At 38.5% G+C, this 15,191-nt stretch carries 14 protein-coding genes; 10 read left to right on the forward strand and 4 right to left on the reverse strand.

The window, feature by feature from the left end; genetic code table 11:
* The coding region (locus tag AC1DND_RS03025) for a valine--tRNA ligase (protein ID WP_477579000.1) at window positions 1-2,487 on the reverse strand (2,487 nt) is incomplete at its 3' end.
* A 210-nt stretch (window positions 2,488-2,697) separates the two neighbouring features.
* Here AC1DND_RS03025 and AC1DND_RS03030 point away from each other — a divergent pair.
* Window positions 2,698-3,120: a DoxX family protein gene (locus AC1DND_RS03030; RefSeq protein ID WP_477579002.1), complete on the forward strand. Its 423-nt coding sequence runs from the start codon at window positions 2,698-2,700 to the stop codon at window positions 3,118-3,120.
* A 1-nt stretch (window position 3,121) separates the two neighbouring features.
* Here AC1DND_RS03030 and AC1DND_RS03035 read toward each other — a convergent pair whose 3' ends face one another.
* Together AC1DND_RS03035 and AC1DND_RS03040 are read right to left on the reverse strand one after the other, a co-directional pair.
* A complete protein-coding gene (locus AC1DND_RS03035; protein WP_477579003.1) occupies window positions 3,122-3,757 on the reverse strand; it encodes a Uma2 family endonuclease in 636 nt (211 codons plus the stop codon).
* A 189-nt stretch (window positions 3,758-3,946) separates the two neighbouring features.
* Complete coding sequence (locus AC1DND_RS03040; protein WP_477579005.1) at window positions 3,947-5,932, reverse strand: heavy metal translocating P-type ATPase; 1,986 nt, start codon at window positions 5,930-5,932, stop codon at window positions 3,947-3,949.
* Window positions 5,933-6,279: 347 nt separating this feature from the next.
* Here AC1DND_RS03040 and AC1DND_RS03045 point away from each other — a divergent pair, with 347 nt between their 5' ends.
* From AC1DND_RS03045 to AC1DND_RS03055, 3 genes are all read left to right on the forward strand, one after another.
* Window positions 6,280-8,313, forward strand: a complete 2,034-nt coding sequence (locus AC1DND_RS03045; RefSeq protein ID WP_477579007.1) for a M13 family metallopeptidase — start codon at window positions 6,280-6,282, stop codon at window positions 8,311-8,313.
* 381 nt (window positions 8,314-8,694) lie between these two features.
* A complete protein-coding gene (locus AC1DND_RS03050; RefSeq protein ID WP_477579008.1) occupies window positions 8,695-9,507 on the forward strand; it encodes a DUF2625 domain-containing protein in 813 nt (270 codons plus the stop codon).
* A gap of 22 nt (window positions 9,508-9,529) precedes the next feature.
* Window positions 9,530-9,994: a DinB family protein gene (locus AC1DND_RS03055; protein WP_477579010.1), complete on the forward strand. Its 465-nt coding sequence runs from the start codon at window positions 9,530-9,532 to the stop codon at window positions 9,992-9,994.
* Between the two features lie 40 nt (window positions 9,995-10,034).
* On the opposite strand, the gene AC1DND_RS03060 is transcribed toward AC1DND_RS03055, so the two are convergent.
* Window positions 10,035-10,373 (reverse strand): MmcQ/YjbR family DNA-binding protein, encoded by a 339-nt coding sequence (locus AC1DND_RS03060; protein WP_477579012.1) that lies wholly within the window; start codon window positions 10,371-10,373, stop codon window positions 10,035-10,037.
* A 303-nt stretch (window positions 10,374-10,676) separates the two neighbouring features.
* Between AC1DND_RS03060 and mnmC2 the strand changes: the two genes are divergently transcribed.
* From mnmC2 to AC1DND_RS03090, 6 genes are all read left to right on the forward strand, one after another.
* The gene (mnmC2, locus tag AC1DND_RS03065) at window positions 10,677-11,339 is read left to right on the forward strand and encodes a tRNA (5-methylaminomethyl-2-thiouridine)(34)-methyltransferase MnmC2 (protein WP_477579013.1); all 663 of its coding nucleotides are present in this window, start codon (window positions 10,677-10,679) and stop codon (window positions 11,337-11,339) included.
* Between the two features lie 644 nt (window positions 11,340-11,983).
* Entirely contained in the window at window positions 11,984-12,931 is a 948-nt protein-coding gene (locus AC1DND_RS03070) for an aldo/keto reductase (protein WP_477579015.1), read from the forward strand.
* Between the two features lie 79 nt (window positions 12,932-13,010).
* Window positions 13,011-14,120 carry an AI-2E family transporter gene (locus AC1DND_RS03075; RefSeq protein ID WP_477579017.1) on the forward strand — a complete coding sequence of 370 codons (1,110 nt, stop codon included), beginning with the start codon at window positions 13,011-13,013 and terminating at the stop codon, window positions 14,118-14,120.
* A 1-nt stretch (window position 14,121) separates the two neighbouring features.
* A complete protein-coding gene (locus AC1DND_RS03080; RefSeq protein ID WP_477579019.1) occupies window positions 14,122-14,418 on the forward strand; it encodes a hypothetical protein in 297 nt (98 codons plus the stop codon).
* A gap of 16 nt (window positions 14,419-14,434) precedes the next feature.
* Window positions 14,435-14,884, forward strand: a complete 450-nt coding sequence (locus AC1DND_RS03085) for a DoxX family protein (RefSeq protein ID WP_477579020.1) — start codon at window positions 14,435-14,437, stop codon at window positions 14,882-14,884.
* A 19-nt stretch (window positions 14,885-14,903) separates the two neighbouring features.
* Window positions 14,904-15,191, forward strand: a 288-nt coding sequence (locus AC1DND_RS03090; protein ID WP_477579022.1) for a MazG nucleotide pyrophosphohydrolase domain-containing protein, incomplete at its 3' end; no start/stop codon positions are given.

Consider the following 15,191-nt stretch of genomic DNA (forward strand, 5'->3'; position numbering starts at 1 on the left):
CTCACGTTCCGCTTCTACATCAATGTTTTCTGTCAGAGGGATGAAAAATTCATCTTTGCCAGCCATAAAAGCAGTTGCGCCGACAATTTTATCGTTTACAATTTCCGCTTCTGATACATTGGCCAATTTGAAAACAATGTTCAACCATTTTTCATAATCAAGATCAGAATTTATTTTGATGCTTAAAGGCAACGCTTCTTTAGGAGAAATTTGCTTCTGGTTCCTAACATTTCTAATTTCGGCTACCACGGTTTTAATTACCTCTGCATCTTTCAATAATTGCGCATCAAAAGCCCCGCCTTTCGGGAATTCTGCAACAATACAGCAATCCATTTCTCCACGTTCGGCAAACAGATCATCATGCCACAGCTCTTCAGTTAAGAAAGGCATGTTCGGGTGTAATAATTTGATGATATTTTCGAAGAAACCGACTGTAGCTTTAAAACTCTCCGCATCAATCGGTTGCTGATAAGCTGGCTTAACCATTTCTAAATACCAGGCACAGAAATCATCCCAAACCAGTTTGTAAGTGATCATTAATGCTTCCGATAGACGGTATTGCTTAAAGTTAGCTTCAATTTCTACCAAAGCTTCGTTAAAGCGGTTTTCGAACCAAGATATGGCCTGGGTATTTGGGTTCGTTAAGCTTTCGTCAACTTCCCATCCTTTTACCAAACGGAAAGCATTCCATATTTTGCTGGCGAAATTACGTCCCTGTTCGCAGTAACTTTCATCGAACATTAAATCGTTTCCGGCAGGTGACGACATTAACATCCCCACACGAACGGCATCGGCACCATACTTTTCGATCAATCCAATCGGATCAGGTGAATTACCCAACGATTTAGACATTTTACGTCCTAATTTATCGCGTACAATACCGGTTAAATATACATTCGTAAATGGTTTTTTACCCATAAACTCATGTCCGGCCATAATCATACGGGCCACCCAGAAGAATAAAATTTCAGGCGCTGTAACCAGATCGTTGGTTGGATAATAATAATTGATGTCTTTATTTTCAGGATTTTTAAATCCGTCGAAAACCGAAATCGGCCATAACCATGACGAAAACCAGGTATCCATCACATCGTCGTCCTGTCTTAAAAATGGCTCTAACTGATGTTTGAATCCAGCTTTTTCTGTTTCTGAACAGCTTTCATCCAAATGTTTTTTCTTCCAGAATTCTTCTAATGCTTCATCTTTAGTTTTAGCAACCACCCAATTCCCTTTATCATCGTACCAGGCCGGGATTCTCTGGCCCCACCACAACTGGCGACTAATGTTCCAATCGCGGACATTCTCCATCCAATGGCGGTACGTATTTTCAAATTTATTTGGAATCAGGTTTACTTCTCCATTTAATACATCATCCAAAGCTGGTTGTGCCATTTCTTTCATCTTCACAAACCATTGCATGGAAAGTTTTGGTTCGATAGCGGCATCTGTACGTTCAGAAAAACCAACCTGCGATTTATAATCTTCAACTTTGTCCAAATGCCCAGCTTCTTCCAGCATTTTAGCAATTTTTTTACGGGCAACAAACCTGTCTTCGCCCACTAAAATAACCGCTAATTCATTTAAAGTTCCATCATCGTTTAAGATATCGGTAACTGGTAAATTGTGCTTAACGCCAAGCTCATAATCGTTCAGATCGTGCGCTGGCGTAACTTTTAAACAGCCTGTACCAAACTCAATATCAACGTATTCATCCTCAATAACCGGAATTTCATGATTAATCAGCGGCACAAAAACCTTTTTACCTTTTAAATGTGTAAAACGTTCGTCGTTCGGGTTGATACAGATTGCTGCATCGGCCATAATCGTCTCCGGACGGGTTGTAGCTATCGTTAAAAACTGGTCTCCCGTTCCCGAGATCAGGTATTTAATGTAATATAGTTTTTGATTTACTTCCTTACGGATTACTTCTTCGTCAGAAACCGCAGTTTTACCAGCTGGATCCCAATTTACCATACGGATACCACGGTAAATCCAGCCTTTTTTGTACAAGTGGATAAATGAATCGATCACCGCTTCAGAAAGATCTTCTTCCATGGTGAAACGGGTACGGTCCCAATCGCAACTAGCACCCAGTTTCTTTAACTGTTCTAAAATAATACCACCGTATTTCTCTTTCCACTCCCAGGCATATTTCAAAAATTCTTCACGCGAAAGATCTTTTTTGTTAATCCCCTGCTCCTTCAACATCGCCACAACTTTTGCTTCAGTAGCAATAGAGGCATGGTCAGTCCCTGGCACCCAACATGCATTTTTACCTTGCATACGGGCTTTACGGATCAATACATCCTGAATGGTATTGTTAAGCATATGCCCCATGTGCAGCACACCAGTAACATTTGGTGGTGGAATGACGATGGTGTAAGGTTCGCGTTCATCGGGTTCGGAGTGGAAAAATTTCTTCGATAGCCAATAGCTATACCATTTATCTTCTGTTTCTGCAGGATTGTACTTGGTGGATATGCTCATGAAAAATTATTCAATATCAATTTGAGTGGCAAAAATACGTTTTTAAGGGCAAAAATTAAAGCAGAAATCGTTTGAAAGCAAGCATAGAAGTGAAATATTATAGTAGAAGCGCCCACTATTTAATTCATCTTTCCGTCGATAATTGTATTTTAGTGTACACCAAATACTCATTACAAAGATTTGCTCCGCCATAAAACCATTTAAACTACCATGACTCCAAAAAACCTCAAAATTGGCTATGCCATATTGCGTGTATCAATAGCCATCATTTTATTATCACACAGTGTGTTTGGCATGTTTGATGGCGGAATTAATGATTTTGGCAATCTCTATTTGAATAAAGTTGGGTTCGCGCCTTATGGGATAGCAATTGCCTGGCTAATTAAACTGTCGCATGTAGTTTGTGCAGTGCTTTTAATCATGAACAAATATATCCGAGCAGCATGTTTTGCAACAATTATCGTATTGATTATGGGAATAATTATGGTACATTTTAAGGAAGGCTGGTTTGTTGTAGGTGGCGGAAGAAACGGCATGGAGTATAACTTCGTACTCATATGCATATTAACCGCTATTATGTTTTTGAATGCTGATTCGAACGATACAACACAAAAATCAAAAGTGAAAAAATAAGTTATTCGATATCCTCAAAAACATCATCTAATTCCAATTCAAAACCTGGTAATACCGATGAAGTTATTTTTTCGCTGTGGGTAAATATTTTAGAAGGCTGAAATTTGCCCGAATCATGAAGGGTGTAAATGAGGATGCTTTGATCGCTTTGGCTAACCACCCAATATTCTTTAACACCAAATTCTTCGTAAACGCGGTATTTATTAAGCAGTTCCATTTTGGTATTGCCAGGAGATAAAATTTCTATAACAAGATCGGGAGCACCGATACAACCGCGGGCATCTAGTTTACTTTTATCACAAACAACACAAATATCGGGCTGTAATACCGTATATACATCCTTATCAGCTTTACTTTCTTTTGGAAAACGGACATCGAACGGCGCAGAATAAACTTTGCATGGTTTGCCTTCTAAAAAATTACCAATTTTCAAGAAAATATTACCGGCCACTTCCTGATGCATTCTTGATGGCGCAGGACTCATTTTAAAGATTTTACCTTTAATCAGTTCTACTCTTTCAGGAAAAAGCCAGTTTAAATAATTAGAATAGCTATAAGTTAATGACGCATCAAGTTCATTGAATTGCCTTACGGGCTCATCATCGTTTAAAACTGGATATGAAACAGGTTTAGACATAAACGAATATACTAATTTTTATAGTAATCCGGACTTTCTATTTTCCAACATATCTTAATACCATTAACAAGTTTTCAGTTGGCAATTGGCAGTTATCATTGGACTAATGAAGCAGTAAATCAATATTTTAATCTAAAGTCGCTAATCCAAGTTCAGTTAACCGATTAACCAATTTAAACAATTAACCAATTAAGAAAACTTCATTTTCTGTATTCTCACCGCATTTAAAATGGCCAAAAGTGCAACACCAACATCAGCAAAAACGGCCTCCCACATGGTGGCAATACCACCGGCACCTAAAATTAAAACCAATGCTTTTACCGCGAATGCCAATACGATATTCTGGATCACAACCTTTTTGGTTGCCTTACCGATTTTAACCGCAGTTGCAATTTTAGAAGGCTGATCGGTTTGGATAACTACATCGGCCGTTTCAATAGCAGCATCGCTCCCCATTGCCCCCATGGCAATACCAATATCGCTAATGGCCAATACAGGCGTATCATTTATTCCATCGCCCACAAAAGCCACTACCTTACTTTTATCACTTTTAATTTCTTCAAGCCTGGCTACTTTATCTTCAGGTAATAAATCGCCAAAATAAGTATCAATACCTAAAGCAGTTGCAACTTTTTTAACGATTGAGGTTTTATCACCGCTCAGCATCACTACCTGTTTTATTCCGTTTTCGTGAAGCTGCTTGATGGCTTCTGCAGCGTCTTCCTTTATTTCGTCGGCAATTAAAACATATCCTACATATTTTCCGTCAACGRCAATAACCACAATACTTTCTTCAATAGCTGTAATCTTGGCATCAAAGGCAATATTAAATTTCTCTAAAAGCTTTGTGTTCCCAGCCAAAACCGCTTTGCCATTTACGGATCCCTTTAAGCCCATTCCAGCAATTTCCTCAATATTTTCGGCGGGATGAATTTCTTTCTGGCCTGCGTATTCTACAATGGCCTTGGCAATTGGATGGGTTGATTTTGCTTCAACAGCAGTTAATAAATTCAAAAATGTTGCTTCATCGATACTGCTTTCTACTTTCTGAACCTTAAAAACACCTTTTGTCAAGGTTCCGGTCTTATCCATTACAACGATATTCAGCTTGGTAATTAAATCGAGGAAATTAGAGCCTTTAAAAAGAATCCCATTTGCCGATGCAGCACCAATGCCACCAAAGTATCCTAATGGAATAGAAATCACCAGCGCACAGGGGCAAGATATTACCAGGAAAACCAGTGAACGATACAACCAGGTTTGGAAATGATATTCGCTTCCTAAAACCAAAATCGGGATAGTAACCAGCGCGAGGGCTAAAAAGAAAACAATTGGTGTATATATTTTAGCAAACTTGCGAATAAAGAGCTCGGTTTTAGCTTTACGCGTAGTGGCATTCTGAACCATTTCCAAAATGCGCGACAACGCACTATCGGCAAAAGCCTTGGTTACTTTTACTTCGATTACTTTATCCAGATTAAGCATTCCGGCCAAAATCGATTCGCCCTTAATAATTGTACGCGGTTTACTTTCGCCCGTTAAAGCGGCGGTATTAAAACTGCTTTTATCACTGACCAGTTCTCCATCCAAGGGGATTTTCTCACCGGCCTTTACTTGTATGGTCTCGCCAATTTCTACCTTTTCGGGATTAACATCTTCGTATTTTCCATTACGGAATACATGTGCTATATCTGCGCGAACATCAAGCAATGCTTTAATATTCCTTTTGGCACGGTTTACTGCAGCCATTTGAAACAATTCGCCAATGGTATAAAAAAGCATTACCGTTACACCTTCTGGGTATTCGCCAATGGCAAAGGCACCGATTGTAGCGATAGACATTAAAGAGAATTCGGTAAAGAAATCTTTGGCTTTAAAAGTTTCCCAAACCTCACGTAAAACCGGAATACCCACAGGTAAATAAGCTACTATGTACCAATAAGACCGGATGATCTGAAATGCAGGAACTGTAAATAGATTATCAAACACAATTCCGATCAGCAGCATAACCAATGTTACAATGGCTGGCAGATAAGTTTGAAAGGCCGACGGATCTCCACCATGATCATGGTCGTGTTCGTCGCCTTCTTCGTGTGCATGATCGTGGTTATGTTTTGGAGCGGAATGTACTTTACTGCTGCAACAGCTATCTTCTTTATCGTGTGAGTGGCTCATTATATCTATTGTATGCTAAACATCATTTTTATTTATTATCGATAAAACCTCGCAGGTTTAGATAACCGTTTTCAAATTTATGGAAAATAAAATGTTTTATCCCGAATCGTTCTTAATAGCAATAATTTTTACAAGCGCACAATAAATTTTGTTAAAAATTGTTAATAGTGTATAAAAGATTTAAAATCATGAAATCTATTAAAATTTCTTTTTCAGCGTCCGAACTTATTAGGCGACTTGGTTTAGCAAAAATTTACTACTGGTTTAACAAGTAATATTCTTAATATATAACACCAGTATTAATTAGTATTTCATAAATTTCGCATAATTACTAACTTATTAAGCGAATGAAATACCAAAATTTGAAAAGATGTTTTGCGGCGCTAGGTATAGTCGCTGCAGGCTTTTCTGCAAATGCACAGACTAAAAAATTTATCGACCCTGCTAACATGGATCTTTCCGTTAAGCCAGGCGACGATTTCTACACCTACGCAAGTGGTACGTGGGTAAAAAACAATCCAGTTCCTGCTAAAGAAACGCGTTGGGGTTCGTTTAACGAACTTCGCGATTTCAACATCAATGCTGTTAAATCTTTGGTAGAAGATGCAGCTGCTGATAAATCTGCTCCTGCAGGTTCGGTGAAGCGTAGAGTTGGCGATTTTTATACGGCTGCCATGGATAGTGCAACCATAGAAAAACTAGGCTATACGCCAATAAAAGCGGATTTAGAGAAAATTAAGCAGATTAAGAATATTCAAGGTGTGCTAGATCAGGTGGCTTACATGCGAACCAATGGTTTAGGCGGTGGAATGTTCGGTTTGGGTGTTGGCCAAGACCGCAAGAATGTAAACAAGTACATGGTGAATATTGGTCAGGGCGGCACAACACTCCCCGATCGTGATTATTATCTGAAAGATGATACCCGCAGTGTTAAAATACGCGAGGCTTACAACACCTATATGGTTACGCTATTTACCTTAACAGGAAGTACCCCTGAAGAAGCAAAACAAAAAGCGGCAACCGTTTATAATATTGAAAAGCAATTTGCCGAAGCGCAGATGAGCCGTTTAGAAATGCGTGATCCTTACGCCACCTACAACAAACTTACCGTTGCAGAACTGAACAAAAAAACTCCAGACATTAACTGGACAACCTATTTGCCTAAATTTAAAATCAAAAATCAAGATACCGTTCTGGTTTCATCGCCTAAATTTATGGCAAGCCTGGACGGAATGTTGAAATCGGTTCCTGTTACCGATTGGCAAACTTATCTGGAGTGGAACATTTTAAAAGGTTCAGCATCGAGCTTAAGTTCTCCATTTGTTAAGGCAAGTTTCGCTTTCACACAGGCACAAACTGGTCAGAAAGTACAAACACCACGTTGGCAACGCATGTCATCTTTAACCGATGGCACTATTGGCGAATTATTGGGCCAGCTTTATGTAGCCAAGTATTTTAAGCCGGAAGCTAAAGAGCGTATGAACCAGATGATTGTGAACTTGCGTAAAGCTTTCGAAATCAGAATTAATGGTTTAGAGTGGATGAGCCCTGAAACCAAACAAAAAGCATTGGCTAAGCTCAATGCATTTACACCAAAAGTGGGTTATCCGGAAAAATGGAAAAACTACGATGGTTTAGTAATTAATAAAGACACCTACTTCCAAAACTTACGTAATGCAAGTGTTTGGGGTTACAACGAAATGGTTGATCAGTTAGGTAAACCTGTAGATCGCAAACGTTTTGGCATGACCCCTCCAACGGTTAATGCTTATTACAGCCCTACCCTGAACGAAATTGTTTTCCCTGCAGGTATTTTACAGTTTCCTTTCTTCGATCCAAATGCCGATGATGCCGTTAACTACGGTGGTATCGGTGCGGTAATTGGTCACGAAATGAGCCATGGTTTTGATGACAGCGGAAGTCAGTACGACGCTGCTGGTAATTTAAAAAACTGGTGGACAGCTGAAGACAAAGCCAAATTTGATGCTAAAACAAAAGCTTTAGGCGAGCAGTTTGATGGTTATACCGTATTGGATACTGTTCATGTAATCGGTAAATTGACTATGGGCGAAAACATTGGCGATTTAGGGGGCTTAAACGCGGCTTATACTGCTTTTAAAATGACTAAACAAGGTCAAAGCAATGAGAAAATTGATGGTTTTACGCCAGATCAGTGTTTCTTCCTTGCCTGGGCGCAGGTGTGGAGAGGTAATATTTTACCAGAAAGTGCCGCTCAGTTAATTAAAACCGATCCACATTCTCCAGGACCGTACCGTACTATCGGTGCACCTGTAAATATGGATGCATGGTACAATGCTTTTGATGTTAAACCTGGCGATAAGTTATACAAAAAGCCAGAAGACAGAATTAGAATGTGGTAGATTGAGGTGGAGGGTTAAAAGGTGGAGTGTTTAAGGCTTTTTCACTCAATAGTCAATTATTTTATATCATCCCTATATGACAAGCGCCCCGATTTATTGGGGCGTTTTGTTTTATTAGCGTGGTGTAAGATGTTACTATCTGGCACTGGCTGAAATTTTCAATTCATCGAATTAATCAATTCTTTTTTAGGCGTGGTGTCGGATGTTACCATCTGACACTGGCTGAAATTTTCAATTCATCGAATTAATCAATTCTTTTTAGATGTTGAATAAATCAGTCGGATGGTAACATCCGCCTGCACGATTAATCAAAAATTATCCCGCTCCTTTCAACAATTCTTAATTATCATTCTATCTTTGGAAAACATAAGCCCCTTTTTCATGAGAAGCGCATTCAAAACAATTCTTATTCTAAGTTTAACTTTATTCTCTTCAATAACCTTTGCTCAAGAGAATAATTTAATCAGTCTTGAAGCATTGGTAAATAAAACCGATCCGGCATGGCCGTTGGTAAAAAAGTGGATCGATTCTGCCAAAAACAAGGTGGAGATTTTGCCAGTTGATTCTGCAAAAGCAAAAGAAGTTTTATATAACTCACAAATGACAACCTATGCTACACTTGGCTCGGTAATTTACAATACCGGAGGCATTATGGTTGATAACGGCTGGATTAGAATTTTAGGTTCGGGCAGCGAAAGATTGAGCCGAAATGTTGCCGAATGGAACAAAGGAAAAACCATAAAGGAATATGGCGATAACATCCCATACCTGTTAATTGCCGATGACGCTGTAGGTGGCTTCTTTGCCATCAATTATGGCGGCCTGGGTAAAGACATTAAAAACGTGTATTACCTGGAGCCTAACAGCCTAACCTGGCAACCGCTTGGGGCTGGCTATGGTGAGTTTCTTGTTTTTTGCTTTGATAGTGATCTTTCTAAATTTTATAAAGGCTTACGTTGGAGCAGCTGGAACCAGTTTATTGCAAATCTAGATGGCACCAAAACCTATAGCTTTCGGCCTTATTTATGGGAAGAAGGAACCGACATTGATAAATGTACACGGAAACTTGTTGGGATTGAAGAAATGTACCGTTTTAATATCATGAAGTCGAAAGAACTGAATGCTGATAAAGGCATAAAAAAAGACGATACACAAAAGAAAGAAACCAAAGAGGAAACCAAAAACGAGCAGTAAATCACCATCTATACAACAATTAATGTCTAATACACTTGCTACCATCGCCCAGATTAAAAACACCAGAATTTTTATTCTGGAACTGGTAAAAGATTTGAGCATCGAGCAATTAAACAAAATCCCAACAGGTTTTAACAATAACATCATTTGGAATATCGCCCATTTAACCGCGGCGCAGCAAAATATGTGTTATATAAGATCTGGACTTGAGATAATTGTTGAGGAAAAATATTTCAGCCCTTTTTTAAGCGGGACAAAGCCTGAAAAATTTATTGGACAGGAAGAGATCGATTCTATTTTCGATGCGCTCTTAAAAAGCATGGATCGTTTAGCCACTGATTACTCGAGTGGTGTTTTTCTAAAGTTCGATCCTTGGGATAAACGTTATGGCATGAAATTAAACTCGATAGAAGATGCAATAAACTTTATCCCTTTCCACGAGGGTATGCACATTGGCTACATTATGGCTTTAAAGAAACTTGTATAGGGCCTTGCATTGAAGATATTTCCATTCTTCAGTTTAAAATTTAAGCGTACTTTGCCTGTGTTTTCTTAGGTAATTTAGCTAAAACCATCGCCCTCGAATCAGCCACTCTTTTTTTCAGTTCTGTTTCATTAAATACCTCCAGGTTATCAACACGTACCCACTGTCGTTTAGCCATATGGTGGGCCTGTTGTATGCCATCTCTAGCCGTTAATGCATCAAACTCTTCAGGATCACACTTTATAGAGAAACTGTTATCTTCATCAATAGCGATAATGAAATACATTTTTTCTTCGATCATGAAGCATAAATGTCCCCATTTCATTCCCTCGGTTGTACCAGGTAAATTCAAACAATATTCTCTGAAAGATTCGATATCCATTTTAGGGTTTAGGGTTTAGGGTTTAGGGTAAGATCAAAGCTAAGAACAAAAGATTAAAGCTGAAAGGACAAAGAGAAAATTCAGAGGAAGGGAATCCGAAGACTAAAGCTAAAAGACTAAGGACTAAAGCGGGTTAACTTTCCTCCTCCTATCTCTGGCTAGTTTATCCCTAAATCCAGAAATCGTTTAAATGCTGCATTCATATCTACACCATGATCCTGAAATCCAAAAATCATATTAATCCTATATCTATATTTGCATCATTATCTTGAAAAAATCCAAGAATCCTTAAAATCCTAGCTCATGAATATTATAACCCCTACTGCTGATGGTTCGAATACACTTTACAATGAAACTATAGGTGAACATTACCACAGTAAACATGGCGCATTACAGGAAAGCAAACACGTATTTATTGATGCAGGACTAAAATTCTCATCTGCCAATTTAACTGAAATTTCCATTTTGGAAGTTGGTTTCGGCACGGGACTGAACTTTATTTTAAGTTTCGAATATTGTGCGGCAAATAATATTAAACTTAACTATACCAGTATCGAAGCGTTTCCGCTTACTACAGATCTAATTGAGCAAACAGGTTATGCCGCGTATGTTCCTGAAGCAGTATGGGCCGATTTTATTTCAAATTACCCTGAAGCGTTAAAAACACCTCAAAAATTAACTTCGCTTTGCACCTTAGAAATTCCGCATACTACCTTGGCCGAATACCAGAGCGACCAAAAATTTGATGTGATTTACTACGATGCCTTTTCTGTGCAGCACCAGCCCGAAATGTGGAGCGATGAAATTATTGCACATGCCTGCAGTTTCTTAAAACCAGGCGGAGTTTTTGTAACCTACGCCATTACCGGAAAGCTGAAAAGAGCCGTTAAAGCCTGCGGATTTACCATTGAAAAATTACCTGGTGCTCCAGGGAAAAGGGAAATGCTTAGGGCCATCAAAGGTTGAAGGTTAAAAGGTTAAGGGCATGAGGTTTTTAGATAATTAAAAGAACTTTAATAATAGCATTTACAAAAATTACGACATAAGAATGCTTCGGCGGGCGCTTGCCSAGCCTCGCATCCGATAGCTATCGGATAACAATTTGTTGTTTAAAAGCTAAAACATACCCTAACTTAAGGTTCTTTTTTTGGAAAGCTTAGCAGAAGCTATTGGTTCTCTGYAGTCCCGCTCCCGCTTCTGCCGATGAAATATCGGCATCTCGCTTCGATCGGGTTTAGGAGGCTAAAACAGTACTACTATCTGTGGTAAAATAAACCCGACCGACAGCGTTATCCCGATTTGAGTATTATTTTATTTATTGGTTTATCTATCGGGATTAAGCAAAGGGCGGGACGGGTTTAACCAAAGTACTACAGGCCTTGCTTTTCTAAAAAAATAGAACGCATTTTAATTTATGGAGAAAGATTGTTTTGGCTCCGCTTATCTTGCCTCGGCAATGAACTGACTAAAGTAAACCGATCGGCAAGGGATAACTTTAAAAGTGAAGTTGATTGCTTTCCAAAAAATATCATCTCATTTTGACATAATTTCGACCTCCTACAAAAACTGCTGGCTCCAAGATTTGTTAGTTTAAGATTAACATTCATATCATGGAAAAAAGAATTTTAGGAAAAACCGATTTAAATATTGCACCCATTGTATTTGGAGGAAACGTATTTGGCTGGACAATCGATGAGCAAAAATCATTTGAAATATTAAACCAGTTTGTAGAAAGTGGATTTAACTTTATCGATACTGCCGATGTATATTCGCGCTGGGCACCAGGAAATAAAGGTGGAGAATCAGAAACAATCATAGGCAATTGGCTTAAACAACACAATAAACGCCACGACGTAATTATTGCAACAAAGGTAGGTTCTGATATGGGCCAGGGTAAATCTTTAAAGAAAGATTACATCATAAATGAAGTAGAACATTCATTATCACGCCTTCAAACAGATTATATCGATCTCTATTTCTCTCATTACGATGATGAAAATACCCCTGTTGAAGAAACCTTAAGTGCTTACGAAACTTTAATTAAAGCAGGCAAAGTACGGTGGATCGGCGCATCAAACTTTTCTGCTGAACGGCTGAAAGAATCGCTGGTGTATTCTACTGAACATAGTTTACCTCGTTACGAAGTTTACCAACCAGGATACAACCTCTATGATAGAGAAAACTTTGAGCAGGAGCACGAAAAAATCTGTCTGGATTATGGCTTGGGCGTAGTAACCTATTATTCTTTAGCCAGTGGTTTTTTAACAGGGAAATACCGCAGTGAAGATGATTTAAATAAAAGCCAGCGTGGTGGTGGCGTTAAAAAATTCCTGAATGAACGTGGCTTTAAAATTTTAGCGGCATTGGATGAGGTTGCGGAAAAACACCATGTTGAGCCTGCTTCGGTAGCCCTTGCCTGGTTAATTTATCATCCATCAATTACAGCACCGATTGCAAGCGTTACCGATTTAAGCCAGTTGAAATCTTTTACGGATGCAGCGAATTTGAAATTAGCGCCAGAAGATATTTCACTTTTAGACAAAGCAAGTATCTATTAAAAATAATCTCTTATATTTAAATGCCCGATTGGTGAAACAATTAATCGGGCATTTTGGATTAAACAGGATTTAAAATTATATGAAAGACAAATTATCGTTCCTCCCCAAGCTTGCCTTGGTTCTTTTCTGTTTAATAAGCTTAACCTACATCGCCATTTTAGGGCAATCGCTATTGGCACCGCTGCTTTTCTCTTTTTTAATGGCAATTTTATTATTGCCCGTGGGCAATTTTTTAGAGCATAGATTTAAGTTTAAACGAAGTTTATCCACGCTTGTTTCAGTAGTGCTAATGATCGCTGTAATTGGCGGAATTATATATTTTTTTGGCAATCAGTTGAGCGATTTATGGGCCGATTGGCCATTGTTAAAAGAGAAAGCCAATGTTTCGTACCATGAACTGCAGAAATGGATTTCGCACACCTTTGGTGTAAATTCCCAGAAACAACTCGATTATTTAAATGATAGTACCGAAAAAGCTTTGGCTACCAGTGCTGCTATTGTTGCTACCACCCTGGCCACACTATCTTCTACCCTATTATTTTTGGGTTTCACACTTTTGTTTACCTTCTTCATTTTAAATTACCGCCGTGTTTTATTCACTTTCTTAACCTCTGTTTTTAAAGAAGAACACAAAGAAAAAGTTTCAGAAATTGTTAGTCAGATTCAATATATCATTAAAAAATACATCATCGGTTTATTTCTGCAGATGCTTATTGTTACGGTATTAATGATTACCGTACTGAGCTTATTAGGGGTTAAATACGCGGTTCTGTTAGGCCTGGTGGCCGGTATTTTTAACGTGGTTCCTTATCTGGGAATATTCTTTGCGCTGTTAATAAGCTGCCTGATTACTTTTGCAACAGCAGGTGYAGGTAAAGTGCTTCTGGTTTTGATCGTTTTTGTTGGCGTTCATGCTGTAGATGGAAATGTGCTAATGCCGCTGGTAGTGGGGTCGAAAGTAAAAATTAATGCACTCTTCGCCTTTATTGGTATTGTAGTTGGCGAAATGATCTGGGGGATATCGGGCATGTTTTTATGCATACCTTATCTGGCCATATTAAAAATAATCTTCGATAGAGTGGATAATTTAAAACCTTGGGGTATTTTAATGGGCGAAGAGCATAAGCCCGACAAAAAGAAACGCGTTTATCGGATTACGAAAAAAATTAAATTAGAAGAAAAGGATTAGTATGGCCGAAAATAGATCGCCTCATATTTTAAGCACTTCTGCCAATCTGTTGGGCATCTGCTTTATTGTGCTTACTTCTTTAAAAAAACTCGCACTTACCGATGGTTCCATCATTGATGAATTTGCAGTAGCTGCCGTAATGTTTTTTATGACCAGCTGTATCTTATCTTTTATCTCTATGAGAAGAGAAAGAAACGCAAGTCAAAAGTTAGAAAAAGTTGCCGATTTTGTCTTTCTATCAGGCTTGGTTATCTTATTCATAGCAACGATTTTAATTGCCTTTAATTTGATCAAGTAAGTAAAAATTATAATAAATGAAACCTTTATTTGTATTACTTATCGTTTATATTGCCCTATTAGCCTTCGGCGGCCATACCACATTTGATAAAGGAAATATTTTTGCAGGCAATATCGCCATGGGTGTGATGTTACTTTTTACAGCTATAGGGCATTTCAAGTTTAAAACCAGCATGGCTGCTATGGTTCCCTTGTTTATTCCTAAAAAAGTAGAAATTGTGCTTTTAACAGGGGTTCTGGAAATCTTATTTGCCATTGGCCTGGCTATTGAAAGCACCAGATATTTTACCGGGATAGCCCTAATTATTTTTTACATTGCTATTTTACCTGCCAATATTTATGCTGCCAAACACCGCATCAATTACGAAGATTTGTATAAGCCAGGGCTTGGACCAAAATATTTATGGTTCAGAATACCCTTTCAGCTTTTCTTAATCGCTTGGGTTTGGTACTTTAGCGTTCGATAATATAGCTCAACCATAAAACATGCCTAACAATCCAATTCCTGCAAGTGCCAATAATCCAGCTGATGCTTTTACACGTTTACTCACTGTTTTAGATACACTGCGTACACAATGTCCCTGGGATAAAAAACAGACCATGGAAACATTGCGCCATTTAACGATAGAGGAAACTTACGAATTGAGCGACGCCATTTTAGAGGGCGATTTAGACGAAATTAAAAAGGAACTTGGCGATGTGATGATGCATCTGGTTTTTTATTCGAGAATTGCTTCCGAAACCAATGATTTTAACATTACAGATGTTTTAAAC

This window comes from Pedobacter sp. 01N416 (assembly GCF_056399685.1).

Coding starts and splice junctions, on each gene's coding strand:
- AC1DND_RS03035 (WP_477579003.1), bottom strand. CDS start 3,757: ATGTCTAAACCTGTTTCATATCCAGTTTTAAACGATGATGAGCCCGTA.
- mnmC2 (WP_477579013.1), top strand. CDS start 10,677: ATGAATATTATAACCCCTACTGCTGATGGTTCGAATACACTTTACAAT.
- AC1DND_RS03060 (WP_477579012.1), bottom strand. CDS start 10,373: ATGGATATCGAATCTTTCAGAGAATATTGTTTGAATTTACCTGGTACA.
- AC1DND_RS03055 (WP_477579010.1), top strand. CDS start 9,530: ATGTCTAATACACTTGCTACCATCGCCCAGATTAAAAACACCAGAATT.
- AC1DND_RS03045 (WP_477579007.1), top strand. CDS start 6,280: ATGAAATACCAAAATTTGAAAAGATGTTTTGCGGCGCTAGGTATAGTC.
- AC1DND_RS03050 (WP_477579008.1), top strand. CDS start 8,695: ATGAGAAGCGCATTCAAAACAATTCTTATTCTAAGTTTAACTTTATTC.
- AC1DND_RS03030 (WP_477579002.1), top strand. CDS start 2,698: ATGACTCCAAAAAACCTCAAAATTGGCTATGCCATATTGCGTGTATCA.
- AC1DND_RS03080 (WP_477579019.1), top strand. CDS start 14,122: ATGGCCGAAAATAGATCGCCTCATATTTTAAGCACTTCTGCCAATCTG.
- AC1DND_RS03085 (WP_477579020.1), top strand. CDS start 14,435: ATGAAACCTTTATTTGTATTACTTATCGTTTATATTGCCCTATTAGCC.
- AC1DND_RS03070 (WP_477579015.1), top strand. CDS start 11,984: ATGGAAAAAAGAATTTTAGGAAAAACCGATTTAAATATTGCACCCATT.